This window comes from Rhodococcus sp. 05-2254-5, assembly GCF_002258575.1.
Classification (GTDB): Bacteria; Actinomycetota; Actinomycetes; order Mycobacteriales; family Mycobacteriaceae; genus Rhodococcoides; species Rhodococcoides fascians.
On record NZ_NOZG01000007.1, the window covers coordinates 602105 to 628356 of the forward strand.

General features: G+C 64.8%; 25 protein-coding genes and 4 tRNA genes. 16 read left to right on the plus strand and 13 right to left on the minus strand.

Going from position 1 to position 26252, the window contains the following annotated elements; all coding sequences use genetic code 11:
* The first annotated feature begins 3 nt into the window (after window positions 1–3).
* From cydB to CH278_RS08100, 3 genes are read left to right on the plus strand one after another with little or no spacing between them, the layout of a single operon-like run.
* On the plus strand, window positions 4–1041 hold the full coding sequence (cydB, locus tag CH278_RS08090) for a cytochrome d ubiquinol oxidase subunit II (protein ID WP_032367493.1): 1038 nt from the start codon (window positions 4–6) through the stop codon (window positions 1039–1041).
* Window positions 1038–2738: a thiol reductant ABC exporter subunit CydD gene (cydD, locus tag CH278_RS08095; RefSeq protein ID WP_094621600.1), complete on the plus strand. Its 1701-nt coding sequence runs from the start codon at window positions 1038–1040 to the stop codon at window positions 2736–2738. Before cydB ends, cydD begins: the two co-directional genes overlap by 4 nt.
* Window positions 2731–4365: an ATP-binding cassette domain-containing protein gene (locus CH278_RS08100; RefSeq protein WP_094621601.1), complete on the plus strand. Its 1635-nt coding sequence runs from the start codon at window positions 2731–2733 to the stop codon at window positions 4363–4365. Before cydD ends, CH278_RS08100 begins: the two co-directional genes overlap by 8 nt.
* A 193-nt stretch (window positions 4366–4558) precedes the next feature.
* Here CH278_RS08100 and CH278_RS08105 read toward each other — a convergent pair whose 3' ends face one another.
* Window positions 4559–5224, minus strand: coding sequence for an FABP family protein (locus CH278_RS08105; RefSeq protein WP_027495859.1), 666 nt, complete (start codon window positions 5222–5224; stop codon window positions 4559–4561).
* Window positions 5225–5600: 376 nt separating this feature from the next.
* Here CH278_RS08105 and CH278_RS08110 point away from each other — a divergent pair, with 376 nt between their 5' ends.
* Window positions 5601–7145, plus strand: a complete 1545-nt coding sequence (locus CH278_RS08110) for a cutinase family protein (protein WP_094621602.1) — start codon at window positions 5601–5603, stop codon at window positions 7143–7145.
* A 67-nt stretch (window positions 7146–7212) separates the two neighbouring features.
* Here CH278_RS08110 and CH278_RS08115 read toward each other — a convergent pair whose 3' ends face one another.
* The 5 genes from CH278_RS08115 to CH278_RS08135 form a co-directional block, all read right to left on the minus strand.
* The gene (locus tag CH278_RS08115) at window positions 7213–7518 is read right to left on the minus strand and encodes a DUF1416 domain-containing protein (protein ID WP_008719402.1); all 306 of its coding nucleotides are present in this window, start codon (window positions 7516–7518) and stop codon (window positions 7213–7215) included.
* Between the two features lies 1 nt (window position 7519).
* Window positions 7520–8356, minus strand: a complete 837-nt coding sequence (locus CH278_RS08120; protein ID WP_027495862.1) for a sulfurtransferase — start codon at window positions 8354–8356, stop codon at window positions 7520–7522.
* Window positions 8357–8398: 42 nt separating this feature from the next.
* Window positions 8399–8875 (minus strand): DUF4395 domain-containing protein, encoded by a 477-nt coding sequence (locus CH278_RS08125; protein ID WP_027495863.1) that lies wholly within the window; start codon window positions 8873–8875, stop codon window positions 8399–8401.
* A 254-nt stretch (window positions 8876–9129) separates the two neighbouring features.
* Entirely contained in the window at window positions 9130–9543 is a 414-nt protein-coding gene (locus CH278_RS08130) for a thioredoxin family protein (protein ID WP_032367498.1), read from the minus strand.
* Window positions 9540–10319, minus strand: coding sequence for an LmeA family phospholipid-binding protein (locus CH278_RS08135; protein ID WP_094621603.1), 780 nt, complete (start codon window positions 10317–10319; stop codon window positions 9540–9542). The genes CH278_RS08130 and CH278_RS08135 overlap by 4 nt, the downstream gene beginning before the upstream one ends.
* 130 nt (window positions 10320–10449) lie before the next feature.
* Here CH278_RS08135 and CH278_RS08140 point away from each other — a divergent pair, with 130 nt between their 5' ends.
* The 6 genes from CH278_RS08140 (at window position 10450) to pstB (ending at window position 16297) form a co-directional block, all read left to right on the plus strand.
* Window positions 10450–11208: a winged helix-turn-helix transcriptional regulator gene (locus CH278_RS08140; RefSeq protein ID WP_027495866.1), complete on the plus strand. Its 759-nt coding sequence runs from the start codon at window positions 10450–10452 to the stop codon at window positions 11206–11208.
* Window positions 11209–12147: a mycothiol synthase gene (mshD, locus tag CH278_RS08145; protein WP_094621604.1), complete on the plus strand. Its 939-nt coding sequence runs from the start codon at window positions 11209–11211 to the stop codon at window positions 12145–12147. It abuts the gene before it with no gap.
* A 199-nt stretch (window positions 12148–12346) separates the two neighbouring features.
* Entirely contained in the window at window positions 12347–13447 is a 1101-nt protein-coding gene (gene pstS, locus CH278_RS08150; RefSeq protein WP_032367500.1) for a phosphate ABC transporter substrate-binding protein PstS, read from the plus strand.
* 87 nt (window positions 13448–13534) lie between these two features.
* The gene (pstC, locus tag CH278_RS08155; protein WP_027495869.1) at window positions 13535–14572 is read left to right on the plus strand and encodes a phosphate ABC transporter permease subunit PstC; all 1038 of its coding nucleotides are present in this window, start codon (window positions 13535–13537) and stop codon (window positions 14570–14572) included.
* A 3-nt stretch (window positions 14573–14575) separates the two neighbouring features.
* Complete coding sequence (gene pstA, locus CH278_RS08160; protein WP_027495870.1) at window positions 14576–15484, plus strand: phosphate ABC transporter permease PstA; 909 nt, start codon at window positions 14576–14578, stop codon at window positions 15482–15484.
* A 36-nt stretch (window positions 15485–15520) separates the two neighbouring features.
* Complete coding sequence (pstB, locus tag CH278_RS08165; protein WP_027495871.1) at window positions 15521–16297, plus strand: phosphate ABC transporter ATP-binding protein PstB; 777 nt, start codon at window positions 15521–15523, stop codon at window positions 16295–16297.
* A 127-nt stretch (window positions 16298–16424) separates the two neighbouring features.
* Here pstB and phoU read toward each other — a convergent pair whose 3' ends face one another.
* The 6 genes from phoU to CH278_RS08195 all read right to left on the minus strand — a co-directional run bounded on the left by phoU (window position 16425) and on the right by CH278_RS08195 (window position 23054).
* Entirely contained in the window at window positions 16425–17099 is a 675-nt protein-coding gene (gene phoU, locus CH278_RS08170) for a phosphate signaling complex protein PhoU (protein WP_027495872.1), read from the minus strand.
* Window positions 17100–17165: 66 nt separating this feature from the next.
* A complete protein-coding gene (locus CH278_RS08175) occupies window positions 17166–19142 on the minus strand; it encodes an LCP family protein (RefSeq protein WP_094621605.1) in 1977 nt (658 codons plus the stop codon).
* A gap of 119 nt (window positions 19143–19261) precedes the next feature.
* Window positions 19262–20401, minus strand: coding sequence for a tRNA dihydrouridine synthase DusB (gene dusB, locus CH278_RS08180; protein ID WP_032367515.1), 1140 nt, complete (start codon window positions 20399–20401; stop codon window positions 19262–19264).
* Window positions 20402–20495: 94 nt separating this feature from the next.
* Window positions 20496–21452 (minus strand): acyl-ACP desaturase, encoded by a 957-nt coding sequence (locus CH278_RS08185; protein WP_032371327.1) that lies wholly within the window; start codon window positions 21450–21452, stop codon window positions 20496–20498.
* A 235-nt stretch (window positions 21453–21687) separates the two neighbouring features.
* Window positions 21688–21763, minus strand: a tRNA-Lys gene (locus CH278_RS08190).
* A gap of 67 nt (window positions 21764–21830) precedes the next feature.
* Window positions 21831–23054 carry a lipase family protein gene (locus tag CH278_RS08195; RefSeq protein WP_032365863.1) on the minus strand — a complete coding sequence of 408 codons (1224 nt, stop codon included), beginning with the start codon at window positions 23052–23054 and terminating at the stop codon, window positions 21831–21833.
* 622 nt (window positions 23055–23676) lie between these two features.
* Here CH278_RS08195 and CH278_RS08205 point away from each other — a divergent pair.
* From CH278_RS08205 to CH278_RS08230, 6 genes are all read left to right on the plus strand, one after another.
* Window positions 23677–24345, plus strand: a complete 669-nt coding sequence (locus CH278_RS08205) for a TetR/AcrR family transcriptional regulator (RefSeq protein WP_027495877.1) — start codon at window positions 23677–23679, stop codon at window positions 24343–24345.
* Window positions 24346–24424: 79 nt separating this feature from the next.
* A tRNA-Glu gene (locus tag CH278_RS08210) sits at window positions 24425–24497 on the plus strand.
* A gap of 123 nt (window positions 24498–24620) precedes the next feature.
* A tRNA-Asp gene (locus CH278_RS08215) sits at window positions 24621–24694 on the plus strand.
* A 56-nt stretch (window positions 24695–24750) separates the two neighbouring features.
* Window positions 24751–24827 (plus strand) — tRNA-Phe (locus tag CH278_RS08220).
* Window positions 24828–24946: 119 nt separating this feature from the next.
* Window positions 24947–25519: a DUF6584 family protein gene (locus CH278_RS08225; RefSeq protein ID WP_032365866.1), complete on the plus strand. Its 573-nt coding sequence runs from the start codon at window positions 24947–24949 to the stop codon at window positions 25517–25519.
* 101 nt (window positions 25520–25620) lie between these two features.
* Window positions 25621–25917: a hypothetical protein gene (locus CH278_RS08230; RefSeq protein ID WP_032365867.1), complete on the plus strand. Its 297-nt coding sequence runs from the start codon at window positions 25621–25623 to the stop codon at window positions 25915–25917.
* A gap of 12 nt (window positions 25918–25929) precedes the next feature.
* Here CH278_RS08230 and CH278_RS08235 read toward each other — a convergent pair whose 3' ends face one another.
* Entirely contained in the window at window positions 25930–26229 is a 300-nt protein-coding gene (locus CH278_RS08235) for an ANTAR domain-containing protein (protein ID WP_143536230.1), read from the minus strand.
* Window positions 26230–26252: the final 23 nt, after the last annotated feature.

A 26252-nucleotide genomic window follows, 5' to 3' on the forward strand; every position in this document is an offset into this window, starting at 1 on the left:
CCAATGTCACTGCCCGAATTCTGGTTCTTCATCATCGCTTTCTTCTTCGTCGGCTACTTCGTGCTCGAAGGCTTCGACTTCGGCGTCGGCATGCTCATGCCCATTCTGGGTAGGCACCCCGACCCCGTGACGGGAGAGAAGCGTCGTCGCGCAGTTCTCAACACCATCGGCCCGGTCTGGGACGGCAACGAAGTCTGGCTCATCACTGCAGGCGGTGCCCTGTTCGCGGCGTTTCCCGAGTGGTACGCCACGTTGTTCTCGGGCTTCTACCTGCCGTTGCTGTTGATCCTGGTGGCGCTCATCCTGCGCATCTGCGCCATCGAATGGCGCGGCAAGATCGACGACCCGGTGTGGCGCCGACGCTGCGACATCGGCATCGGCATCGGCTCGTGGGTTCCGGCGGTGCTGTGGGGCGTCGCGTTCGCCAACATCGTCCGCGGAGTCGCGATCGACGAGAACAAGAAGGTCACCGCAGGGTTCTTCGACCTCCTCAACCCGTACGCACTACTCGGCGGAGTAACGATGGCCGTGGTGTTCGCCCTGCACGGTGCCGTGTTCATCGCGCTCAAGACCTCCGGCGACGTCCACGAGGACTCGGTGAAAATGGCAGCGTGGCTGTCGGTTCCGGCAGTGCTCGTCGGTGGAGCCTTCGCGCTGTGGACACAACTCGCGTACGGGAAAACCTGGACGTGGGTACTCGTCGCGGTGGCAGCAGTGGCCCTGCTGCTCGTCGTCGCGCTGACGGCGAAAGTACGTGAAGGCTGGGCCTTCGTCTTCACCTGCATTGCCATCGTCGCCGTCGTCGTGCTGCTGTTCGCGTCCCTGTTCCCCAACGTGATGCCGTCCAGCACCGACGCCGCCTTCGATCTCACCATCGCCAACGCGTCGTCCAGCCCGTACACGTTGACGGTGATGACGTGGGCTGCGGCCTTCGCTGCACCCGTCGTCCTCGGCTACCAGGCGTGGACGTACTGGGTTTTCCGGCAACGTATTTCGAGCGCCCAGATCCCCGACTCGATCGGGCTTTCGGTGAAGTCGTGACCGCAGCCACCACCCCGCGGACACGGCCGAAGGGCCCGGTCGATCCGCGACTGTGGAAGTACTCGCGCTCCGCCCGCGGCTACGTGCTCGTCACGGTCGCGCTGTCGACCGTGGTCACCCTGTGCATCATCGTGAGTGCACTGGCAATCGGACGCGTGCTGGCCGGCGTCATCACCGACCCGTCGGCCAGATCGTTGTCCGCATGGACGACGGAACTGGTCGTCCTGGCCGGTGCAACAGTGGTTCGGGTGCTCGCGACCGGAGCCCAGTCTCGTTACGCACACCGGTCGGCGTCGCGGGTCGTCGCCGAGCTGGAGATCGAAGTACTCACGACGGCAACGCGTTTCGAGCCTCGCGAGCTCGACGCCGAGCGCGAAGAACTGGCCGTCGTCGTGACCCGCGCCATCGGCGGACTACGGGCGTACCTCACCGGCTATCTGCCGGCGCTGGTGCTGGCCGTCATCGTCACCCCGTTGGTCCTGATCGTCATCCTCACACAGGATCTGACGTCGGCCGCCATCATCGCCGTGACCCTGCCGCTCATCCCCGTCTTCATGATCCTGATCGGCTTGCTGACCAAGGGCCGGGCGGCCGCCACGCTCACCACGATGACCAGGTTGTCTGCGCAACTGCTCGATCTGTTGGCAGGCTTGCCGACTCTGCGCGCGCTCGGGCGCGAGCACGGACCGGCCGCTCGTGTTCGTGCATTGGGCGACGCCCATCGTCGAACGACTATGCGCGCACTGAAGATTGCGTTCCTGTCGTCGATGGTGCTCGAGTTGCTCGCGACGCTGTGTGTAGCGCTGGTTGCCGTCGGCATCGGGCTGCGTCTGGTGTTCGGCGAGATGACACTCGAAGCCGGCATCATCGCACTCGTCCTCGCGCCCGAAGTGTACTTTCCACTGCGTGCCGTCGGCACCCAGTTTCATGCGGCCGAAGACGGCGTCGAGGCAGCCGATCGTGCATTCCGGGTGTTGGACCGGCGAACAGCGCGGCCGACCGGTGGCCGCACCGTCGACGCGACTGCGGTCGACATCGAGCTGGACGGGCTCGGCGTTGCAAGTCGGGACGGAGCGGCACCAGCGGAGCTGAGTGCGCTGTGCCGGGCGGGCACCGTCACGGTCCTGACCGGACCGAACGGCGCAGGTAAAACGACTGCGCTGCACGCGATCCTGGGCCTGACTCCGCCGTCGACGGGCGCGGTGAGTGTCGGGGGAGTGCCGATCGCCGAACTCGATCTCGAACAGTGGTGGGCGCAGGTGGCCTGGCTCCCGCAGCGGCCGGTGTTGGTGCCGGGCACGCTCTACGACAACGTGACCCTGCACGGAATCCCCGACTCGGCTGCACTGGAACTCGCCTGCCGCGCAGCCGGATTCGACGAGGTGCTTCGAGAACACCCCGAGGGCTGGGACACCCGCGTCGGGCAGGGTGGGGTGGGGCTCTCGCTCGGCGAGCTACAGCGCCTCGCACTGACACGTACCTTCGTGTCCGATGCTCCGGTGATGCTGTTGGACGAGCCGACGGCACACCTGGATCCGGTGAGTGAAGCGACTGTGCTGCAGGCGGTTCGAGATGCCGCCGACCGCGGCGTCACCGTGGTGATGGTCGGTCATCGGCGTTCGGTGCTGCATGCCGCCGACCGCATCGTCGAGGTGCGCAGCGACTCGACCACGAAGCGGGAGTTCGAGCATGTCTGATCTGCGACGAGCGCTGGCGCTGCTCGAGCTTTCTCCGCGCAGAGTCGTACTGGCCGTGTTGGCGGGAGTAGCGACGCTGGGCAGTGCGCTCGCCCTGGCGGCGCTGTCGGCGTGGTTGATCACCCGGGCGTGGCAGATGCCACCGGTGCTGGACCTGTCGGTTGCCGTCGTAGCCGTTCGGGCGCTGGGTATCTCGCGCGGGGTGTTTCGGTATCTCGAACGCTTGACCACCCATGATGTGGCGCTGCGCGGAACGACGGCGGCCCGCACGAGGATCTACGAGAGACTGGCGAACGGGAACGGCGCGGTCGCTCTGCGACGGGGTGACGTTCTGGCGCGCACCGGTGCGGACGTGGACGTTCTCGGCGACGTCGTCATCCGGGCCGTCGTTCCCATCTGTGTGAGCGTGCTGATGATGCTCGCGGCCGTGGGCCTGCTCGCGGGAATCGCACCTGCCGCCGCATCGATTCTGGCGGTGGCATTGCTGATCGCCGGCGTGGGTGCACCGATATTCGCGGCCCGGTCGGCGAGGATCGCCGAGGAAGCCGGTGCCGAAGCCGACGTGCGCTTCGCCGAGACAGCGGTCCGCGCACTCGACCATGCGGCGGAACTGCGAGTCGCCCGTCGTCTGGACGCGACACTCGCCGAAGCCGAGGGCGCAGCACACGACTCGGTGAAAGCGCGAGATCGCGCGGCGCGTCCGTCGGCACTCGCCGATGCCGCACAGCCCTTGGCGATCGGAGCGTCGGTGATCGGGTCGTTGCTGATCGGCATCGGGCTGTACGGCCCGGACGGAGGCACGGCGGGCAGCATGACGCCGATGGCGTTGGCGATCATCGTGTTGGTTCCACTGGCCGCATTCGAGGCGACCGCAGCTCTGCCCGCAGCGGCAATCGCACTGATGCGCGGCCGAATCGCGGCCACCCGAATCATGACCATGCTCGACGCGACTCCGACCCATGTGAGTGGCAGCCTGAACGGGTCGTTCCGCGGGCTCCACTCCTGCCCGACCCCTGCTACGAACTTCCGCGCACATGCGCGGAGCGCAATCATCGGGCCCAGCGGATCGGGAAAGACGACGATGCTTCGGGCGCTCGCCGTCGAATTCGGCTCGGATGCAGCGCTGTTCGCCGAAGACGCGCACCTGTTCGATACCTCGATTCTGGAGAACCTGCGAGTGGTGCGGGGTGACGTGGACGAAGACCAGGCAACGCAGGCATTGCGACGAGTGGGTCTCGGACCGTGGCTCGACGCGTTGCCCCAGGGCGTTCACACGACACTGATCGGTGGGGCGCAGGCGGTCTCGGGTGGCGAACGTCGTCGACTCCTTCTCGCACGCGCACTGCTGAGCACCGCGCCCGTCGTGCTGTTGGACGAGCCGACCGAACATCTCGACAGAATCTCCGGCGAACGGATTCTGCGCGAGCTGCTCACCACCGACGGCGGGCTGTTCGGTGCCGAGCGAACGGTGGTCGTCGTCACTCACCAATTGTCCGAGAACACCGACGCCGACCAGGTGATCGACCTCGGAGACCGGACTGCGAAAAAACCCTTTGCCGACTCCCGATCGCGGGCGTACGTTGGGAGTACACGAGAGAGGAGGTGGTCTGAAGTTGATGAACTCTAGGACGCGTGAGGTGGCTGTCAGCTAGCCGCAATCGCTGACGGATTCACTGCGAAGACCGCGCGAGCGGCAGGCGAATCCCAGGCAGCTACCCGGCCCCCGAGCCCCCGACCTGTCCGGTCGGGACCTGATAACAGGTATGGCTCGGGGGCCGTTCGCATGCGAACGGCCCCCGAGATCCGAAAAAGATTCTGCGTCAGCCGATGTAGCGGGTGAGGCGGGCCGACAGACGCGGTGCGAGCGGGCCGTCGGCGACGACACGTTCCTCGACGTACGCCAGATCCCCGCCCTCGACGATTCCGTACAGGCGGCGAGCTCCGCCCACCAGTGCACCCGAGGTGCTGCGGATGACGACGTCGGTGGCAAGTTCCCAGGACGACTGGGTCAGGGCGTGACCGTAATACAGTTCGACGACGCCGGTGCTGTGCGTCAGCAGCAGCTCGACGACTTCTTCGTCCTTGGACCCCTTGACTCCGTCGCCGCCGCTGATGCGCCAGAACCCGGTCTCCCGAAGGTCGGGGTGCGCGTAATTACCGTCGGAATCGAGTCTCCAGGAGCGCGATTCCCAGCTGAGGTAGCTGCCGCCGTCATGGGAAACGACGATCTGCTGACCGAAGGGATAGTCGGTGTCCGTTTCGGGGTCGTGCCCCTCGCCCTGACCGCGCCACACGCCGACGAGTGGCAGCAGCGCCAGCATCGACGGGTGCAGATCGGGGCCGAGCCGCAGGTTTGCGGTGTCGTCCGGGTGAGGGATGTCGGGCAGCACCGGGATGTTGCGCGCCGACGCCTCGGCGAACTTCTGCTCGGCAGCCGAAATGGCTTGGTCACCGCTGGTGATAGGGGTGCCCAGTCCGTCGTCGATGCTGTCGGGGTTGCCCGCGCCCGGTTCCGTCACGACTCGTCGTTGACCAGTCGGTAGACGACATAGAGCGAGAACGCGATGATGGCTACTGCCGCAAGCGCCAGCAATACCTCGAAGAAGATGACCACGGAACCGAGTTTAACCCGCGGCGAGACCGGTCGATGACAACGGTCCGTTTCCGCGCTGTGGCATTGGTGACACACCATCATTTTTGCGGCCCACAGTGCCCTGGATCACTCGTAGTGATGGCGAAACCGACGCGAGCAGGTACCTTCTTCCCGGGGGCGTCGGGCTCTCAATTTCGAGAGCGCCGACGAATTCACTATGTGTGTCGTCAAGGCTGTTGTCTTGTAAGGCTGGGGAGGTCTCTGCAGAAATGCTGCGTCGTAAGCGTGTTCTGACATCGTCGTTCGGTTCCGTATTGGTTCGATCGGCGGTTGTCACAGTGGCGTTGGCCCTTGCAGCTCCCGCTGCTGCGCTGGCCGCGCCCGACTCGGGATCGTCCGATTCGGGTTCGGCAGAGTCGGGTTCGGCCGACTTCGGTTCGTCTCAGGGCCCGAATATCGATCCGAACAACTACGCGCAGGACTGCCCGGACGTACTGCTGTTGGCGGTGTCCGGAGCCACCGACTCGGACTCCGATCGCAATCCGCTCAACGAAGAAGCGCAGACGATCGCGTCGAACTGGGTCGGCAACGTCACCGTTCCGGTCGGTGAGGCGAACGCGGACAGCCCCGGCACCGTCGGCTGGCTCTACGTCCCGTATTCCTCCACCTACGGCTTCGACGTACTCGACAACGTGCCGACCTACCAGGAGTCGATCGCCGACGGCATCGCGTCGACCAATCGGTTGATGGACGAGTACAAGACCAAGTGCGGTGAGAAGACCAAGTTCGCGCTGCTCGGGTACAGCGTCGGCGGCGAAATTCTCGATCGCGTGACGATGGAACTCGGCCACCGTGATCCCAATGCTCTCGTCACGTCCGACGACGTCGTCGGTGTCGTCATGGTGGGGTCGCCCTACCGCCCGGCCGGCGTGCCTAATTTCGGTGACGAGGTGGGCCAGTCCCTCGGCGGCTTCATGGATCAGTCGCCGCGGGACTACGGGTCGATGACGGACAAGGTCACCTGGTCGTGTCGTCCCTACGATCTCGCCTGCGACTCGCCGGACAAGATCGAACTGCTGCAGCTGGCGCTCGGTGTACTCGGTCAAATGCGGTTGACGCTGCTCAACCCGGTGCAGACCGTCTCCGACTTCGGTCGGACGGTTGCCTCCATTGCCACCCGCGCGATCATCGATATCGCCACGAACAAGTCGTGGCTCGAGTCGGACGAGACGCTCCTGCAGGTTCTCGTCAAAGTCTCCGACCGGCAGTATCAGGTGGACGACGTAAAGGCTGCAGCAGCGCTGTCGCCCGATCAACTACTTGCCGATCTCAACTGGGCCCTCGGTCCGGGTGCCGAAACGGTGAAGGCGAAGTTGCGCGCCGAGGGCGAGGGCCTGGTGGAGAACAACAAGGGCATCGTCGACGTCTTGCTCGGCCCCTACTTGGCGATCGGCTTTCTGCAGCACCTGTCCTACTGGTACAACGACCCCAACGACGGGGTCGAGTGGGAAAGCGAAAAGATGGTCGCGTGGGTGACCGATCTCGCCCGAACCGAACGCGAGAAGAAGAACGCGCCTCCCGCGGTCGACCCGGCCACCCCCGAGACCCAGGCACCCCAGACCCAGGCACCCGAGACCCAGGTGCCCGAGACGCCCGGGCCCGCCCCGGAATCCCGGGTGCTGCCGGAGCCGGGGACGCAGACTCGCGTCAGCGACCTCGGTGCCTTCCTCGAATCCCAGGGCATCCCGGTACCTCCCGGCATGTTCCCGCCGCAGTACTCCACGGTCCCCGAGCCGGCGCGAGCGGTCGGCTAGAGCAACGAAAAGAACCCCGCACCTGGTTGCCAGGTGCGGGGTTCTTCTATGTGATCGGTTCGGTGACTCAGACTCCGACGGTGACGTCGGCCGAGTGCACGCCCGCGCCCTCGGGCGTGATGACGGTGTCGCCGTTGCCCGATGCGGACAACGCCCGCAGCGTCCACTGTCCGGGGGCAGCGAAGAAGCGGAAATCGCCGGTTCCCGACGCGACGACCTCGGCGGTGAATTCGCCGGTGCCGTCGAGGAGACGGACGAATGCGCCCGCTACCGGCTCACCGTCGCCGGCGAGGACACGGCCGGTGATGACCGTTTCCTTCTCGACGTCGACGCCTGCGGGGATGGTCTGACCCTGCACGGGTGCTCCACACATATCAGTGAACCTCCAATTCGATGGGTGCTCCGACGAGGGAGCCGTATTCGACCCAGCTGCCGTCGTAGTTCTTGACGTCTTCCTTGCCGAGGAGCTCCTTCAGCACGAACCAGGTGTGGCTCGAGCGCTCACCGATGCGGCAGTAGGCGATGGTGGCCTTGCTGTCGTCGTAGCCCTTGGTCTTGTACAGCTCTTCGAGTGCCTCGTCGGACTTGAACGTGCCGTCCTCGTTGGCGGTGGTGCTCCACGGGATGTTGATCGCGGACGGGACGTGGCCACGCTGCTGAGCCTGCTCCTGCGGGAGGTGTGCCGGCGCAAGGATCTTGCCGGAGAACTCGTCGGGGGAGCGCACGTCGATCAGGTTCTTGTTGCCGATGGCGTCGATGACCTCGTCGCGGAATGCGCGGATCGACAGATCCGGTGCCTCGGCGCGGTACTGGGTGTTCTCCCGGCTGACGACGTCCTTCGACAGCGGGCGGCCGTCGAGCTCCCACTTCTTGCGGCCGCCGTCGATCAGCTTGACGTCCTTGTGGCCGTACAGCTTGAAGTACCAGTAGGCGTAGGCGGCGAACCAGTTGTTGTTTCCGCCGTAGAGCACGACGGTGTCGTCGTTGCTGATGCCCTTGGCCGAGAGCAAGCCGGAGAACTGCTCCTGATCGAGGAAGTCGCGGCGAACCGGGTCCTGCAGGTCCTTGCGCCAGTCGAGCTTGACCGCACCTTCGATATGTCCGCCGTCGTAGGCGCTGGCGTCTTCGTCGACCTCGACGAAGACGATCTTCGGTGCGTTCAGGTTCTGCTCGGCCCAGTCGGCAGAGACCAGGACGTCGGAGCGAGCCATGGTGTTCCTTTCGGTCTTTCTTGTCGGATCAGGGGGTAGTTGTCACGCTGCGGTGCGCGAGTTGCCGCGCAATCGAGCTGCGAGGGGGTAGATCATGCAGCCCAGGCACACTGCGAACGCTGCGTTGAGAAACGCCGCGAAGAGCGCGAAGCCTGTCGCTACGGTGCCGACGACGGGAGCGCCGAGAGCGAATCCGAGGACTCCGACGGCGGCGAACACGAAGCCCACCAGTTGGGCGAACTTCAACGGGGCCACCGGCTCACGTTCTGTGGTCGGTGAGCGCCGCGGCGCGACGAATGTCGCGTAGATCGTGCCGTACGGACTGTGCTTGGGTCCGCGGACGGCTCCGATTCCGAACACGATCGCCTGGAGCCCCAGCAGGATTGCCGCTGCGGGAACCGAGACCGTGCTCGCGAGGAGGACGACGACCAGAACTGCGGTGGTGATCCACGCGGCGAAGCGCGGACCACGGACGTCGACCTGGTCGATCGTGGTGGTGTGGGTGTCGGATGTCGACATCGAGAGGTACTCCTGTGCGAGGCCGGGGCACGGCTTGTCGCCGGTGCTCGGATGTGGATTTCGATCATCGGGCCGACATCACGCATGGGCGTGGCGGCAGACGGAAATCAGCAGCAGCGACAGCAACAACCGCCCAGTCGGCACAGATCAACCGTGCGTCGACTGGTGAGCATGAGCTCGCGGCGGGAGAACACGAAGTGCATCCTACCCGTTACCAGGGGCGCGTCGTACCGCCCACCTGAGTAGCTCTTGCCCTACAGCGCGTCGAGAGCCTCGCGCAGGGCTGCGGCCGACGGCACGCCGGCAATTCTCGAACGCCGACGCAGTTCTCCGTCGAGGACGAAGGTCGTCGGCAGCGAGAGCACTCCGAGTTCACGGGCGAGAACAGGCTGAGCATCGATGTCGAGTTCGACTTCGCGTGCGTCGGTGCGGTCGGCGAGAACCTGATGCACCACACGACGCACGGCAGCGCACGGACCACACCAGTCCGCCGAGAAGTGCAGAATCGTCGGAGTTCCCGAGGTGACGCCCGCATCGACGAGCAGCGGGAGAAGGTCGTCGGAATCGGTGGACGCGATGGTGCGTACGGCACCGGAACGACGACGCAGAATCAGTCCGACAGCAACGGCAAGGACCGCCACGACAACCAGAACTGTGATCCCTGTCACGGCTTTTCGATCTCGTTGAGGTCGATGTTCACGTTCTCTCCCGACCCTTCGACGACGATCTGTGAACCCTCCGCGTAGACGTCCGTGGGCAGCAGTCCGAACGGCAGGCTCTGGCGTTCGATGGTCTTGGTGAACAGGCCGAGAACTGTGGGTTTGGCGAAATCGGGAATCGTGAAGTCGGCCTGCCCCTCCGGTCCGAAGTAGAAGTCCGATGCCACGATGGCGACACTGTCACCTTCGAGCAGAAGGTCGGCCTGCACGCTGACGGTGGTCTGCAGCGGTCCCACCGGAACCGTTCCCGTCAGTACGACGCCACCGGCGGTGGTCTTGCCCGACCCGCCGGAGCCGCCCGTGCCGTCGGACCTGTCGGCCGGAGGTGCGGAAACCTGCAGGTCGACGATGCCCAGGAACCGTCCGAGATCGGTTGCCTCGATGCGGACGCGGCCGTCGAGCTCGTCCACCGGGATGTCCCGGACGTTGTTGTCGATCAGGTCGGACAGGGCGATGTGGACGCCGCGCAGATTGGCTTCGATGGTCGTCGAGCCGACGTATTCGGTCGGGACGTCCTGGGCCCGGATCTCGATGTTCTGATAGCGGCCGTCGGCGGCCTGGGTGAGGAACGGAAAACCGTGCACGATCACCTGGGGGTCCGAGGTGAGTTCGCCGCCGTCGCGGATGGCGCGCGAGACTCGATATTCGGAGTAGGCCGCGGCCCCGAAATCGACGACGAGCGCGAGGGCCAACAGGCTGACGAGTCCGATGAGAAGTGTGCGCACCGGTCCATTGTGACCGAAGCATCGCGTACTGCCCGCTTCGACCGGTTGTACGGACAAGCTAGTCTGTGTCCTTGACGATCACTCGATTCCAGCGTCGGCTGGACCGGCCAGCGGTAAGAACGGAGACGCAGTGGAGCTCCTGTTACTGACCTCCGATCCCAATCCGGAGGGCGTACTCCCGTCTCTCGCGTTGCTGGCTCACCACATCCGGCCGGTACCGACCGAGGTGTCTTCTCTTCTCGAAGCCGGTTCCGCCGACATCGCGCTGGTGGATGCACGTACCGATCTGGCTGCTGCTCGCGGTCTGTGTCGGCTGCTCGGTAGTACCGGCTCGGCCATCCCCGTGGTCGCGGTCCTGACCGAAGGCGGCCTGGTCGCAGTCAATTCCGACTGGGGGCTCGACGACATCCTGCTGCCCGGCACAGGTCCCGCGGAACTGGACGCTCGGCTACGTCTGTTGGTCGGCCGGAGCGGCGGGGTTGCGAGTCCCGAGACGTCGGGCAAGATCACGCTCGGTGAGTTGGTCATCGACGAGGGCACGTACACCGCGCGGTTGCGCGGTCGCCCACTCGATCTGACCTACAAGGAATTCGAGTTGCTGAAGTACCTGGCTCAACATGCGGGCCGCGTCTTCACCCGAGCCCAGTTGCTGCAGGAAGTATGGGGCTACGACTTCTTCGGTGGCACTCGCACCGTCGACGTCCATGTTCGACGCCTCCGCGCCAAGCTCGGCACCGAGTACGAGTCGCTGATCGGAACGGTGCGGAACGTGGGCTACAAGGCCGTGCGTCCGTCGCGTAACTCCAAGGGCGGTACGGCTCCGGACGCCATGGCCGGCGATTCCGACGATGCGGATTTCGAGTTCGAGCAAGAGAGTACGCTCTCGTAGATGAATTCGGATACTGCGTTCGACGTCCACCCCCTCGACGGCGACGCACCGTCCTCGCGCGTCAGCGACGAGATTCACCGGATCCTTTCGCGTGCAACCGAAGTCGACGGTACTGCGCCGCTCTCGGAGCAGGCCGTCAAGGCCGTCGACGCGGGTGAGGGCGTCGTTCGATTCGTTGCCACCGACGCAGATCGAGTCGTCGGGTACGTCGGCGCCGCCGACGGTATGGCCGAGGCAGTGGTCGATCCGGAGTATCGCGGTCGCGGCATAGGTCGGCGATTGGTCAGCAGCGCACTCGATCTCGGCTCCGACACGCGGATCTGGGCGCACGGAAATCTGCCCGCAGCACAGTCGGTCGCGCGGGCGCTCGGGCTGACGGTGGCCCGGGAACTGCTGCAGATGCGACGGGCCGCGGCAGAGCCTGACCTGCCCGATGTGGTTGTACCGCAAGGTATTTCGCTGCGAACCTATCGTGGGCACCAGGACGATGCCGAATTGTTGAGGGTGAACAACGCGGCGTTCTCCTGGCATCCCGAGCAGGGCGGCTGGACCGACCGCGACATCGCGTCGCGGCGAGACGAGCCGTGGTTCGATCCGGCGGGTCTTTTCCTGGCCTTCGAGGAAGGCAGTGACCACCTGCTCGGATTCCACTGGACGAAAGTTCACGCCGCTGAGGATCGGGTCGTTCCGCAGGCTCCACTCCCTGGGGGCAACGACCCGGCCATCGGCGAGGTGTACGTGGTCGGTATCGATCCGCAGGCGCAGGGTCGCGGTCTCGGACGGGTACTGACCCTGGCCGGGCTGCACTATCTGCGCGGTCGTGAACTGGACCAGATCATGCTGTACGTCGAGGCCGACAACACCGCGGCGGTGCACACGTACACCAAGCTCGGGTTCGCGAATTACCACGTCGACGCCGCGTACGCGCGGACCGCGTAATCGGACATTTCCAGCACGGTGTTCATCTTCCGTTCACCCACGCGGGGGTAAACGTCTACCACCTGCCTTTACCTTTCTCTCTGGGCGGCAACCTACGCTGCCTGGTGCGAGGGTTCTTCTGAGCCGGCACCTTCACAGTCGCAGCGCGAACCTCGAGTTCGCGCCGCGATCACGGCCCAAGATTCCTCGGAGGAAACAGGTGAACCTCAAGCGCAACGGTGCTCTCATGAGTGCAGTGGCAGTCAGTGCCATGTTGCTGGCCGCATGCGGTAGCGACGCGAACGTCGCCACCACGGACGGTGCATCGCAGTCCTCGGCTTCGTGCGAAGGCAAGTCCCCGTTGACCGGTGAAGGCTCGTCCGCACAGCAGAACGCCATGTCCAACTTCACCTCGATCTACTCCGGCGTCTGCGCAGGCAAGGCCGTCGAGTACACCACCAGTGGTTCGGGCAACGGCCGCACGCAGTTCGTCGCGGGCCTCGTCGACTTCGCCGGCTCCGACTCGTCCATCAAGGACGACCAGGCCGCACAGGCCGCCGTGCGCTGCGCCAACAACCCGGCGTGGAACCTGCCGTTGGTCTTCGGCCCGGTCGCAGTGGCCTACAACGTCGACGGTGTCGACAACCTGGTGCTGAACCCCGACGTCATCGCGCAGATCTTCACCGGCAAGATCACCACCTGGAACGACCCGGCCATCGCCGCACTCAACGAGGGCGCAACGCTCCCGTCGACCGCGATCACCCCGGTCTACCGCTCCGACTCGTCGGGCACCAGCGACAACTTCCAGCGCTTCCTCGCCGCATCCGCTCCCGAGGCGTGGACGCTGAACCACAGCTCCGATTGGGCCGGCGGCGTCGGCGAAGGTGCCAACGGATCCTCGGGCGTCGCCCAGGCCGTGGCCGCCACCCCCGGAGCCATCACCTACGTCGAGAAGGGCTTCGCCGACCAGGAGTCGCTGGGCAAGGCCGCTGTCGACTTCGGCAACGGGCCGGTCGAGCTGAGCAGCGAGACCGCAGGCAAGGCAATCGACGCCGCGAAGTTCAAGGGCGAGGGCAACGACCTCGTCATCGACATCGACGGCCTCTACGCCAGCGACGCAGCGGACACCTACCCGCTGGTCCTCGCGACCTACGAGATCGTCTGCTCGAAGGGCTACGACGCCGACACCACGGCAGCAGTCAAGTCCTTCCTGCTCAGTGCAGCCAACGAGGGCCAGCAGGGCCTCGAAGAAGCCGGTTACGTGCCGCTGCCCGACGCATTCAAGGAACGCCTGGTCACCGCCATCGAAGCGATCGCCTGATCCTCGATAAACCCGGTTTCGCCTTCGGCTCGCGGTGACGCGGGCCGAAGGCGGACCACCCTGCATCGACACGAGACAGTGAGCGGTATGAGCGACACCCACTCGATCACCGGCATCCCCTCAGCGGCTACCGTGCCTACCACAGGTGCCGCCCACGAACCGGAAGAACCACAATTGTCAGACTCGAAAACATCGGGGACGGTCACCCGTCCCGGTGACAGGATCTTCTCCGGCCTGGCCAAGGGCTCGGGCATCTTCATCATCGCCCTGATCGCTGCGGTCGGCATCTTCCTGCTCTGGCGAGCGATTCCCTCACTGTCCAACAACACGGTCAACTTCCTGACCTACAACGGCGCGTGGGACACCTCGAACACCTCGGCAATGGTGTTCGGTGTCCTCGACCTGTTTCTGGTCACCGTCACCGTGTCGTTGTTCGCTCTGATCCTGGCGATGCCCGTCGCGCTCGGTATCGCGATCTACCTGACGAACTACGCACCCAAGCGTGTTGCCGGACCGCTCGGCTACGTCATCGACCTCCTCGCCGCCGTCCCGTCGATCGTCTTCGGCCTCTGGGGCCTGTACGTCCTGGCCCCGGCGATCAGCCCGTTCGCCGAATGGCTGAACTCGTCGCTGAGCTGGTTCCCGCTGTTCAGCACCGGCTCGGTATCGATCGCAGGCGGCGGCACCATCTTCACCGGCGGCATCGTGCTCGCCGTGATGATCCTGCCGATCATTGCCGCCGTCACCCGTGAGGTGTTCGTCCAGACGCCCAAGGGCCAGGTCGAGGCGGCTCTCGCGCTCGGAGCCACTCGCTGGGAAGTTGTTCGCACCACGGTCATTCCGTTCGGCAAGTCCGGCTTCGTCAGCGGTTCGATGCTCGGCCTCGGACGCGCACTCGGTGAGACCATCGCGCTCTACATCATCATCCGCAGCACCCAGGCGACCTTCGGCGGAACGTTGTTCGACGGCGGTTCCACATTCGCGACCAAGATCGCGCTGGCAGCAGGCGAGTTCAACAACCCGCTGCAGGCCGGTGCCTACATCGCCGCCGGTCTGGTGCTGTTCGTCCTGACCTTCGTCGTCAACGCCGGTGCCCGCGCCGCCATCGCCGGAAAGAAGGACTGACCCATGACCGCAACCATGGACAAGCCCGTCAAGGAGCCCACGTTCCAGGGCGTCAGCGCCCGGCGCAAGGCGTCGAACCTCGCGGCGACGATTCTCGTCAGCCTGTCGGTGCTCGTCGCCCTCGTACCCCTGATCTGGGTGCTCTACACGGTGATCTCACGTGGACTGTCCGCTGTGGTCGCACCGGCCTGGTGGCAGAACTCGCAGGCCGGAATCACCCAGTTCATCGCCGGCGGTGGTGCGTACCACGCGATCGTGGGAACCCTCCTGCAAGGACTGTTCTGCGCCGTCATCTCCATCCCGATCGGCATCTTCGTCGCCATCTACCTCGTCGAGTACGGCGCAGGGACCAAACTGGCCAAGGTCACGACGTTCATGGTCGACATCCTCACCGGTGTTCCGTCGATCGTCGCGGCCCTGTTCATCTACGCGCTGTGGATCGCCACCTTCGGGTTCCAGCGCTCCGGTGTCGCCGTTGCTTTCGCCCTCGTGCTGCTGATGATTCCGGTCATCGTGCGGTCGGCCGAGGAGATGCTGCGCATCGTTCCGCAGGATCTGCGCGAGGCGTCCTACGCACTGGGCGTGCCGAAGTGGAAGACCATCGCCAAGATCGTCATCCCCACCGCGCTCTCCGGCATCGTCACCGGCATCATGCTGGCGCTGGCCCGCGTCATGGGTGAGACGGCTCCGGTGCTGATCCTGGTCGGCTCGGCCACCGCTATCAACTTCAACATTTTCGAGGGGCCGCAGACGTCACTGCCGCTCATGATGGTCGACCTGCAGAAAGCAGGAACCGGCGTGCTCACCGCGGAGCGCATGTGGGGAGCAGCCCTGACGCTGATCCTGATCGTCGCAATACTCAACATCGGCGCGAAGTTGGTCTCGAAGTTCTTCTCGCCCAAGAACTTCTGACCCACCCGACTCCAGAGAATCCTAAGGAATCAGAACATGGCAAAGCGTCTCGATCTCAAGGACGTCAACATCTACTACGGCAAGTTCCATGCCGTCTCCGACGTCACTCTGGCAGTCCCGCCGCGCAGCGTCACCGCGTTCATCGGACCGTCCGGCTGCGGTAAGTCGACCGTCCTGCGTTCGCTCAACCGTATGCACGAGGTCACGCCCGGCGCTCGCGTCGAAGGTTCGGTGCTGCTCGACGGCGAGGACATCTACGGCAGTGGTGTCGACCCCGTCGGTGTGCGACGCACCATCGGCATGGTCTTCCAGCGACCCAACCCGTTCCCGACCATGTCCATCAAGGACAACGTCGTCGCCGGGCTGAAGCTGCAGGGTGGCCGCGGCAAGAAGGAACTCGACGAGATCGCCGAGCGCTCGCTCAAGGGTGCCAACCTGTGGACCGAGGTCAAGGATCGCCTCGACAAGCCCGGTGGCGGACTCTCCGGTGGTCAGCAGCAGCGTCTGTGCATCGCCCGCGCCATTGCCGTCTCTCCCGACGTGTTGCTGATGGACGAGCCGTGCTCGGCCCTGGACCCCATCTCGACACTGGCGATCGAGGACCTGATTCAGGAACTCAAGCAGGACTTCACGATCGTGATCGTCACACACAACATGCAGCAGGCCGCGCGCGTGAGCGATCAGACCGGCTTCTTCAACCTCGAGGCAACGGGCAAGCCCGGCAAGCTGATCGAGATCGACGACACCGAGAAGATCTTCTCCAATCCGACGCAGAAGGCCACCGAGGACTACATCTCCGGCCGCTTCGGATAACCGCACACCGCACAGAGAACCCCCGCCGAGTGAAAGCTCGACGGGGGTTCTTTTTGTGCGCCTGCCCTGGGGTCGAGATCGAGTAGCGTTGTCGCGCAGCGCTACTCGACCTCGAACGAAGTGGGTGCTACGAGCTGGGAATGTTCTGCTGGTGGAGGTCGGCGGGAAGCTGGCCGGTGACGAGGAAGATGACTCGGCGGCCGACCTCGACGGCGTGATCGGCGAAGCGTTCGTAGAAGCGGCCCAGCAGGGTCACGTCCACTGCGGCGGCGACGCCGTGGCTCCACTCACGGTCCATCAGCACCGTGAAGAGGTGACGGTGCAGGTCGTCCATCGCCTCGTCCTCTTCCTGCAGCTTCGCAGCACGCTCGGGATCGCGGGTCTCTAGCACCTCGCGGGCCGAGGCACCGATCTGCACGGCGAGGCGTCCCATCTCGGCGAAGTATCCGTTGACGACCTCGGGGAGGGCGTGGTTCGGGTGCCTGCGACGGGTGATCTTGGCGACGTGGAGTGCGAGTGCGCCCATCCGGTCGATATCGGCGACGATCTGGATGCCGGCCACCACCGAACGGAGATCGCCCGCGACCGGAGCCTGCAGCGCAAGAAGTGTGAATGCCTTCTCCTCGCAGATCGCGCTGAGCTCGGTGATCTTGTCGTGCTCGGAAATGACCTGCTCGGCGAGAACCAGGTCTGCTTGGAGGAGAGACTGCGTGGCCTTTTCCATGGCCGCACCAGCCAGGCTCGCCATTTCTCCGAGGAGATCGGCGAGCTCGTTCATCTGTTCGTTGTAGGCGACGCGCATGAGCGCAGTTTAGTAGGTCACACCGACCAGTTCTCTGTCCCGAGGGTTAACGGGGAATGAATGGAGTCAGGCGCACGTGTCGTCGGCCGCGTTGGTGAACGACAGATCCTCGGGCAACTGTGCACTTTCGGTCGTTCCCTCCACCTGGGTGGGGTCGATCTGCGCACCGACGTCGGCCGGGTACTGGGTGTAGCCCGGGTAGTTGGAACCGAGGACCACCTCCACGACGTTGTTCAGGCTCGGAGCCAGTTCGATCGCAGCGCCGGGTATCGCCGACGCCACCGTCGCCGCAGCGGCTTCCTGATCCTGGGAGTATCGAACGACGGTCTGAGCGGCGGAGCCGGAGAAGTTGCCGACCGTGAGGATCTGGAATCCGTACGTCGCCAGCTGATCGGATGCGGTCTGCGCCATTCCCGCGATGTCCGATGCGTTGGACACCTGTAGCGACACGGTGCCAGGATCGACGGCCAGCAGCGGGGCGTCGGGAGCCGCGGGCGGCGGGGTCGGCTCCGGTGTCACCGGTTCCGCCCGTTCTTCGCCGGGCAGGGGCAGGTCGTCGATGATCGCCTGGAAGATGGCACCGATCGCGTCCTCGTTGGGGATCTCGTTGCCGTAGTCGTTCGTCCCGGTGGTGGGAATGGTCAGGAAGGTCACCGCGCCGGCGTCGACGTTCTGCAACGAACGGCCGAGCGTCACCAGGTCCTGGGTCTTGACGTTCTCGACGAAGGTGTCGGAGGTGAACGCGTTGACGAATCCGTTCAGCTTGCCCGGGTCGAGAAGAACCTTGTTCGACAACGCCGACCGCAACAGTGACGACAGGAAGCGCTGCTGGCGCTTGATGCGGCCGTAGTCGCCGTTGCCCTCCGATTCGATGTTGCGTGCCCGGACGTAGTTCAGTGCGGTGCGGCCGTCGATGCGTTGGGTACCGGCATTGGGGAGTACGTCTCCGAGTTCGTAGTCGACGAGAGGCTGCGCGGTACACACCTCGACACCGCCGACCTCGTCGACCATGGACTCGAACCCGGCGAAGTCCATGCCGACGAAGTGTCCGATCCGCAGTCCTGAGATCTTCTGAATGGTCTTGACCAGGCATTTCGGGCCGCCGAGGGCGTAGGTGGCGTTCAGCTTGTCGCCGTACGCCTCCGGGAACATTTCACCGGTGTAGGTATTGGTGACGTTGTCGAACTGCTCGCACTCGGGCCGGGTCACGTCCAGGTCGCGAGGAAACGACACGGCGACGACGCGGCTGCGGTCGGCCGGAATGTTGACGAGCATGACGGTGTCCGAGCGCGACCCCTCGGCATCGGCGACGGTTCCTGCGCCCACCTGACCACTGGCACCGGCGCGCGTATCGGTGCCGACGATCAGATAGGTCTCGTCTCCGTACTGGCCTGCGGCGTCGACGACATCGGTCGAATCGGGGTCGAGCGCGGCGACTTGGAGGAATCCCTGATCGGTGTTGCGAAGGTAGCCCCACACCACTCCGGTGAGAGCCACGGCGAGGATGGCGACGATCGAGACCAGGCTTCGGCCGATCATGCGTACTCGTCGTCGTCGCCGTACCCGGCTCATCGCCAGACGCGTCAGCGCCGGCCGGTCGGTGGCGGGTGCTCCGACGGGTTCGGGTGCAGCGTGCGGTGGCGGGGTGGGCATCGGACGGTTCGCCCGAGCCGGCGGGGGAGTGGAGTCGGTGATCGGTGAGATGACCTCGGTGGGCTCTTCGACGTCCGGCCGTTCGGGGGGATCACGTCGGGTGGCTCCCGAACGAGACATCTTGTCGACCAGTTCGGCGACCGACACCGTGTCCGCGTTGCGGGGGGAGCGTTTACCGAGTCGGCCGCTGTCACCCGGCTTCGGTGGAGAATCGGAGTCTGTCGAGTCGGGTTCCGAACCAGCGGGGTCGGGTGTGGCGGGGTCGTCGGACCGAGGGGGACGTTGTCCGGAACGTCCGCCTGCGCCGGTTCGTCCGATTGAGGACAGCGGGCGCTCCCATGGGGCGCGACCCTCGGGCACAGACGGGCCCGACTCTCGATCGTCTCCCACGAATTCGAACCCGGCCTTCCATCACACGCATGTGCCGTCTACTCGGCAATCCAAGCCATAGTACTGACTCGAGCGGCGCGGTCCACTTCGTGCGAGACGGGCCCTGGTGAGGGGGTCGATCAGCCGCCGGAATGCATCAGATCTGCACCGGTGGGGACACACAGGTCCTCCGGATCGTCGAGCCATCCGTCGGGCAGCGACACTGCACCGGGCGAGCCCTGCCGGCCGCGGGGACCCTCGGCGTCCTTGGGAAACGGAACGGTCGGATCCAGTTGCGCCAGAAGGTCGTCCAGTTCGGCGAGGGTCGACACCAATGCCATCGACACCCGAAGATCCGAGCCGGCGGGAAAGCCGCGCAGGTACCAGGACACGTGCTTACGCAACTCTCGCAGGCCTTTGCCCTCACCGTGGTGCTGCGCGAGCAACTCGGCATGGCGCGCGATGATGGTGGCGACCTCACCCAGGGTCGGCGGCGTCGGCTCCGGCCGCCCGTTCAGGCGGGCACTGAGCTCGGCGAACAGCCACGGACGACCGAGGCAGCCACGTCCGACGACGACGCCGTCGCATCCGGTTTCCGCCATCATGCGGACGGCGTCGGACGCCGAGAAAATGTCGCCGTTACCCAGGACGGGAATCCCGGTGACGTGCTCCTTGAGTCGAGCGATCTCGTTCCAGTCGGCGGTGCCGGAGTAACGCTGGGAGGCGGTGCGGGCGTGCAACGCCACGGCCGCTGCACCCTCGTCGGCGGCGATCCGGCCGGCATCGAGATGGGTGTGATGGTTCTCGTCGATTCCGACACGGAACTTGACCGTGACGGGGATGTCGGTGCCCTCGGTGGCCTTGACCGCCGCAGCGACGATGCGGCCGAACAGGTTTCGCTTGTACGGCAATGCGGCTCCGCCGCCCTTGCGGGTGACTTTCGGGACCGGGCAGCCGAAGTTCATGTCGATGTGATCGGCCAGGTTGTCGTCGACGATCATTTTCGCCGCGGCGTACGTGGTGTCGGGATCGACCGTGTAGAGCTGCAAGGACCGGGGAGTTTCGGTGGGCCCGAACGTCGTCATGTGCATCGTGGCGGGTTGCCGTTCGACGAGAGCACGTGCGGTGACCATCTCGCAGACGTACAGACCGGACGTGCTGCCCGCGCGCTCGAGTTCCTGTTCGCGGCACAACGTGCGGAACGCCACATTGGTGACGCCTGCCATCGGTGCGAGGACGACGGGGCTGCGCAACTCCAGGGAGCCGATCTGCAATGTCATGGAAAACAAGCCTTTGGAACGAAGGGAGAACTTTCAGGAGAAAAGGCGGTGCCCGGCACCGAAGTCGGTACCGGGCACACCAGTCGATCGAAATTCAGGACGCGCGTGCTTCGGCCTTGGCGCGTTCGCGGGCCAGCGAGCGATCTCGCATCTCCTCGAACTTGGTGGCCTGACGTTCGAGGTCTTCGAGGAACGCGGCGAGTTCCTCGCGCTTGTTCTCACCGCGGGCGGTGAAGTCGTTGCGCTCGAACACTTGCCACTTGCGCAGCACGGGCCAGACGACGTCTTCGAGGTGCTGACGCAGGTCGTAGATGCCGTGCTTGGCCATCAACACACCGTTGCGGCGGAAGTTCGGCATGCCGGCACCGGGCATGACGAAGTTCGTCACGATGTCGGAGACCGCGTCGAGGGTCTGGTCGGGTGCGATGTCCATCGCTGCGCCGGTGATGTTGCGGTAGAAGATCATGTGCAGGTTCTCGTCGGCGGCGATGCGCTGGAGCATGCGGTCGGCGATCGGGTCGTCACAGACCTTGCCGGTGTTGCGGTGCGAGACGCGGGTCGCGAGTTCCTGGAACGTCACGTACGCCACCGAGTGGAGCAATCCGGTCTGCGAACCTGCGGGCGATGCGAAGCCGTTGGTCATGTGGATCATGCGGGCTTCTTCGAGGGCGACGGGATCGACGCCGCGGGTGACGACGAGGTAGTCGCGCATGACGATGCCGTGGCGGTTCTCTTCGGCGGTCCAGCGGCCGACCCAGGTTCCCCAGGCACCGTCCTGGGAGAAATTCTCGGCGATCTCACGGTGGTAGGACGGCAGATTGTCCTCGGTGAGCAGGTTGGTGATCATCGCGGCCTGTGCGACGTCGGAGAGCTTGGACTGCTCCGGGTCGTAGTCCTTGCCGCCGAGCGCGGCGAAGTTACGGCCTTCGTCCCACGGCACGTAGTCGTGGGGATGCCATTCGCGCGCCATCGAAATGTGACGGTTCACGTTGTCCTCGGCAGTGGGCACCAGCTCTTGCAGAAGCTCGAGCTGTGTCAGATCCCTCGCCATTAGATCGCCTCCATAGATTGCGTACGACCGGTCCAGCTTACGGCACCGTAGGTTCGGTGTGAACCGTGTCGCGGCTGTTCACTTGCTGTTCGAGCAGTCGTGACGACCGACATCGGCCGATGTGGGGATCTTCGCGACTGCTGCAGTTCTCCCTGCACGTCGCTGCGGACGGGCCGATCGTTACCCCGAGTGTACGGACCGGGTGCCGCCGAATGCAGTTCGGCGGAAGGGTGTGTGGTGCCCCCAGTAGGACTCGAACCTACGACCTGCGGATTAAAAGTCCGTAGCTCTACCAACTGAGCTATAGGGGCGCGGATCGAAAGTGTAATGGGCAGTGCAGCCGTGTCGGTCATGCACCCCCGGTGCCGCGTTTCGGGGTCAGCGCCCGAAACTGCTGCAGCCTTGCGGCGCGGGGATACCGGCCAGGCGGTCGTCGATCCAGGAGTACGCACCGGGAATGCCACTGATCGCGACGACGAGGTGTTCACCGAAGTACTCCTCGAGGCGTACGTCGGCACCGTGTGCGCACCACTCGTCGTACAGCGTTTCCGCACCTTCCCGGGGAATCCAGAATTCCTGACGGCCCTGGTAGATCATCGTGGGCACGGTGGGGGCGAGATCACCGCCCATGCGGGTCGCGGCGATGATGCGTTCGGCGATCTCGGTCCGGTCGACGTTCGGCACGTCCGACAGGGCCTGGGCCGGTATCGGTGCCACCAGTCCGCCGGGAGCGAGCAGTGTGATGCAGAGATCTTTGGCCACGGTCGCCAGGCGCAGTCCGTTGGCGTTCATCAGGGAGAACATCTCGGGATACTCGCGGGCAACCCCGAGCGCTGCGGACAGGAACAGCGTCGACGCGACGTTGCCGTTCATCGACGTCAGCAGAATCCGGTAGTCGGTCGGCGGACCGCCGAAGGCCGCGCCCACCAGATTGACCTCCGGCGCGTACGACGGGGCGAGTTGAGCGGCCCATCCGGTGGCGATCGCGCCGCCCGAATAGCCTGTGACGGCAATCGGGGAGGACGCGGGCAACCCGAGTTCGGGGAGGCGCACCATCGCGCGCAACGCGTCGAGCACCGCATGGCCGGCCATGCGCCCGGCCGCGTACGCCTGCCGCGGACCCTCGTGATCGGTGACGACCACTGCATAGTTCTTGGCGAGGAACGCCTGCACCGCTGGAATCTCCCGGGCGATACCTCGGGGCAGGGTCCACGACGGTGCACAGGTGTTGCCCAGTGAGTTGATGGCCATGTTGTACGCGACGACGGGACGCGTGCCGGGACCGGCCCAGGGTGCGGCGGGCACGATGACGGTCGTCGCCGCTGCGACGGGTCGGTCTTTGGAATCGCTTGTGCGGTAGAGGATCTGGGTCGAGGTGACCGGGGTGAACAGCGGCCCGACGCTCACGCGTCGGGTGCCGAGAACCGATCCGGGCGGGAGCTCCTCGAATCCTGCCGGCGGGTCGAAGAACGGCTCGCCGAGTGGGGTCGGCAGGTAGAGGGCGGGATCGGCGACGGGATCGAGGAAGTTCGTCAGTGGGTCGGCGGCGACGGTGTGCGCCGTCGACAACGTCAAGGCCGACGACACGAGTAGTACTGTCATCGAACGACATACGCGGATCGATAGATTCATGGCGTGCACCCGTCCCCGATCGGCCGAAGCATCATGTGTGATGCGAATCACGCTATGCCCGAGGTGGTCTACGTCTTCGGCTATTCCGAGAATGTGTCGAAACCGTTACCGTTTCGCCGCTGATATCGATTATGAGACAGTGCTTTTGGTGACCTCACGGAGCGGGTTTGCCGTATTCGATTGATCAGCAACAGTTTTCATGCGCTAAGGAGCGGTGCAAACGAAGGTGCCTCGAGAGATGCTCGTGCAGAATGTAATTCGATATTCAACTGCTTTCCGGCTCTGGGAGACCGGCGGCCATTCGGCGGAATTCGTACGCATGCTCGGTATCGGCGTTGTGGCTCGAACGGCGGTGCCGACCTGGCCCGAGCGGACGTACGTGAGCGGCTCGAGTGCGCACCCCCTGCAGCGCACTCGAGCCGGGTGAACAATACCATTCGGCTTGTTTCAGTTACCCAACCGAATTTTCTGTCGGCTGCACGCGTCGTAGCGGACCGCAGGTGAGTCGAGTCGCGTGTCGTTCGGGTGAAGTACTCTCTACTTGTACTACCTGTGGATATGCAGGGCGCTTGGGCTCGGAGGCACGGAGTAAATGGCACAACAGGAGCGCGCACGGCGGACCCGGGCGGCAATCGTCGAGGCAGCGGCGGCGGAATTCGCCAAGCGCGGATATGCGGCTGCGTCCGTCAACACCATCTTGGAAGGATCGAACGCCACCAAGGGGGCGATGTACTTCCATTTCCAGTCCAAGGAAGACCTGGCCCGAGCGGTGCTCGCGGCCGGACTCGACCGTTATGTCGCAATCTCCGAGAAATGGGCGGATTCGACCGCGCATCCCTTTTACGTCATCAAGGGAATCGTCGACGACATCGCGCAGAACTTTCAGAACGATGTGATCGTGCGTGCAGAATTCCGGCTGATCGTCGAACCCGAGTTCTACGCGGAGGTGCACTCCGGTGGTGGCCGGGTGTGGGGCGCTCAGGGGTACGCGCAGGCCGAGAGAGCGCTGGCGATGGGAGACCTCAAGCCGCAGTTCGACGCGGCCAAGTTCGTGCGGGTACTCGCCGCGTCGATGGCGGGTCAGCGTTACATGTCGGATCTGGTGGCCGACAACGCAGATCTACGCGAGCGGTTCGAGGAGTCCGTCGAGATCGTGCTCCTTGCCATGGCGTCGGATAGTTGGTTGGCCGAGTTCGAACTCCACGGGTGGGAGCAGTTCGGCGAAAACGAGGCAAAAACTGCCTCTGACCTGCCGGTTTGAGATTTACAGCGAAAGTGTCCTAAGCTATCCCAGCTCCCAACGGAACGCCGTTGAGGGTAGCGTCGAAGCAATTCGGCGGGCCCCCTTCGTCTAGCGGCCTAGGACGCCGCCCTTTCAAGGCGGTAGCGCGGGTTCGAATCCCGTAGGGGGTACGCAGGAAAGCATCGGATTGACAATCCGATGTGCAGTACAGCATTCTTCATCTCGCTCCGGCGAGAAGCAGATTTGCAGTTCGGAGAGTTGGTGCGCTAGAAATAGCGCGGCAACAACAGCAAGGCCCTGTGGCGCAGTTGGTTAGCGCGCCGCCCTGTCACGGCGGAGGTCGCGGGTTCGAGTCCCGTCAGGGTCGCAGAATCGGTGTGAAAGCACCGGCATTGCGATGGCATTGTTTCACCGGTGCCGCCCGGCCAGGTAGCTCAGTTGGTACGAGCGTCCGCCTGAAAAGCGGAAGGTCGCCGGTTCGATCCCGGCCCTGGCCACCACGGTTGTGATCGACAAGCACTGACAAAGCCCCTCTCGACTTCGGTCGAGAGGGGCTTAGTCGTCTGCGGAGTATTCACTGTCCCGTGACGGCGCTCGATTGCAACGTTAGGCTCGATAGGTGGATGTGATCGCTCGCGCGCAAGCCGATCTCGCACGTGGAGACACCAACGCCGCACGAAACGGGCTCCTCGACGCCTTGCCGCGCAACCCGTCGTCGCCGGCGGTTCTGGAACTGCTCGCGTACACGTATCTCCTTCTCGGTGATCGTGCGGCGGCCGGTGCCGTGTGGTTTCTGACCGACAAGGCCGACGACGATCCGACGGCGTCCGCTGCGTTCGCGGCACTGCAGAAGCAGTACCGGTCGCCGCTGATGCTCGCCCGATCGCTCCCCATCCACGCGCCCTCGGATTGGTATCCGGTGCGGGCTCAGATGCGCCTGGAGCGACTGGGAGCCGCAATCGCAGCCAATGGGCAGAGCTGGATCCCACCGCGCGATGTCGTGTATTTCGACGAGGACGGAGTCGACTCCGACGACTTCTATGCCGCGCGTACCGCCGACGAGGACGATGCCGACGACGGGTTGGAGACGTCTGGTTACCGCACCGTGAGGCAACGTGCGATCGCAGCGACCATCGTCCTTGCCATCGTTGCCACCTCTGCGTCGGTGGTGTTGGCACTCGTCTTCGGGTGATGGCGATTCTCGGAGGGGCGGTTCTCGAACGGGTCGCTCGAATCCGAGCGTAGAGTTCGTCGGAGGATATCGAGGCCGACGACCGAGGGCGACTTCATTTCATGGGCACAGCGAACGGCGCACCGTCACCGCGCGACGACAATTACGACGTCAATCTTGCCCAGGCGAGAGTGTTCGCGCGAGGACTGGCCGAACACATTCGGACGTGTTCGGCGGCCATCGAAATTGCGCAATCCAAAGCATTTCGGGCTCGCGCCGACCGTGCCGAATCTCGCGCGAGGCAATTCGAGTCCGAGGCATCCACTCTCCGCACCGAGCTCTACGAGATGTATCGGCACATCGACGCGATGACGGCTCGATTCCCGGAACTGCGGACCGACCCGGCAGTCCGCGGATAGCGACCGCCCGAATCAGACTGCGGCGGAACCGGTGACCAAGCCGAACGTGGTCACGGCTCCACGCCGGCCCAGCGCCGAACCCCACATCGAGTACACCGCGTCCGTTGTCGTGGACTGCTCCACGTCGCGCCCCTCGGCGACAGTGATCAGCGTGCGGGAGAGCTCGAACAGACTTACCCGGTGATTCTTCGCCGTAGTGAACAACTCGTCGATGGCGTCGGCCACCGAGCCGCCGTGGATACCGATGAGCACTCCGGTCGCGATGTCGACGTCGGTACGAGAGGCGGGTGAATCGGGCAGTCTGTCGGTCATCTTTTTCCTCGAGATGGTGTTGT

Coding starts and splice junctions, on each gene's coding strand:
- phoU (WP_027495872.1), bottom strand. CDS start 17,099: ATGCGCGTCGCCTACAACGAACAGATGAACGAGCTCGCCGATCTCCTC.
- CH278_RS08110 (WP_094621602.1), top strand. CDS start 5,601: ATGCTGCGTCGTAAGCGTGTTCTGACATCGTCGTTCGGTTCCGTATTG.
- CH278_RS08125 (WP_027495863.1), bottom strand. CDS start 8,875: ATGTCGACATCCGACACCCACACCACCACGATCGACCAGGTCGACGTC.
- CH278_RS08195 (WP_032365863.1), bottom strand. CDS start 23,054: ATGACAGTACTACTCGTGTCGTCGGCCTTGACGTTGTCGACGGCGCAC.
- pstC (WP_027495869.1), top strand. CDS start 13,535: ATGAGCGACACCCACTCGATCACCGGCATCCCCTCAGCGGCTACCGTG.
- CH278_RS08205 (WP_027495877.1), top strand. CDS start 23,677: ATGGCACAACAGGAGCGCGCACGGCGGACCCGGGCGGCAATCGTCGAG.
- CH278_RS08120 (WP_027495862.1), bottom strand. CDS start 8,356: ATGGCTCGCTCCGACGTCCTGGTCTCTGCCGACTGGGCCGAGCAGAAC.
- CH278_RS08235 (WP_143536230.1), bottom strand. CDS start 26,229: ATGACCGACAGACTGCCCGATTCACCCGCCTCTCGTACCGACGTCGAC.
- CH278_RS08115 (WP_008719402.1), bottom strand. CDS start 7,518: ATGTGTGGAGCACCCGTGCAGGGTCAGACCATCCCCGCAGGCGTCGAC.
- dusB (WP_032367515.1), bottom strand. CDS start 20,401: ATGACATTGCAGATCGGCTCCCTGGAGTTGCGCAGCCCCGTCGTCCTC.
- CH278_RS08185 (WP_032371327.1), bottom strand. CDS start 21,452: ATGGCGAGGGATCTGACACAGCTCGAGCTTCTGCAAGAGCTGGTGCCC.
- CH278_RS08230 (WP_032365867.1), top strand. CDS start 25,621: ATGGGCACAGCGAACGGCGCACCGTCACCGCGCGACGACAATTACGAC.
- cydB (WP_032367493.1), top strand. CDS start 4: ATGTCACTGCCCGAATTCTGGTTCTTCATCATCGCTTTCTTCTTCGTC.
- CH278_RS08100 (WP_094621601.1), top strand. CDS start 2,731: ATGTCTGATCTGCGACGAGCGCTGGCGCTGCTCGAGCTTTCTCCGCGC.
- pstA (WP_027495870.1), top strand. CDS start 14,576: ATGACCGCAACCATGGACAAGCCCGTCAAGGAGCCCACGTTCCAGGGC.
- pstB (WP_027495871.1), top strand. CDS start 15,521: ATGGCAAAGCGTCTCGATCTCAAGGACGTCAACATCTACTACGGCAAG.
- mshD (WP_094621604.1), top strand. CDS start 11,209: ATGAATTCGGATACTGCGTTCGACGTCCACCCCCTCGACGGCGACGCA.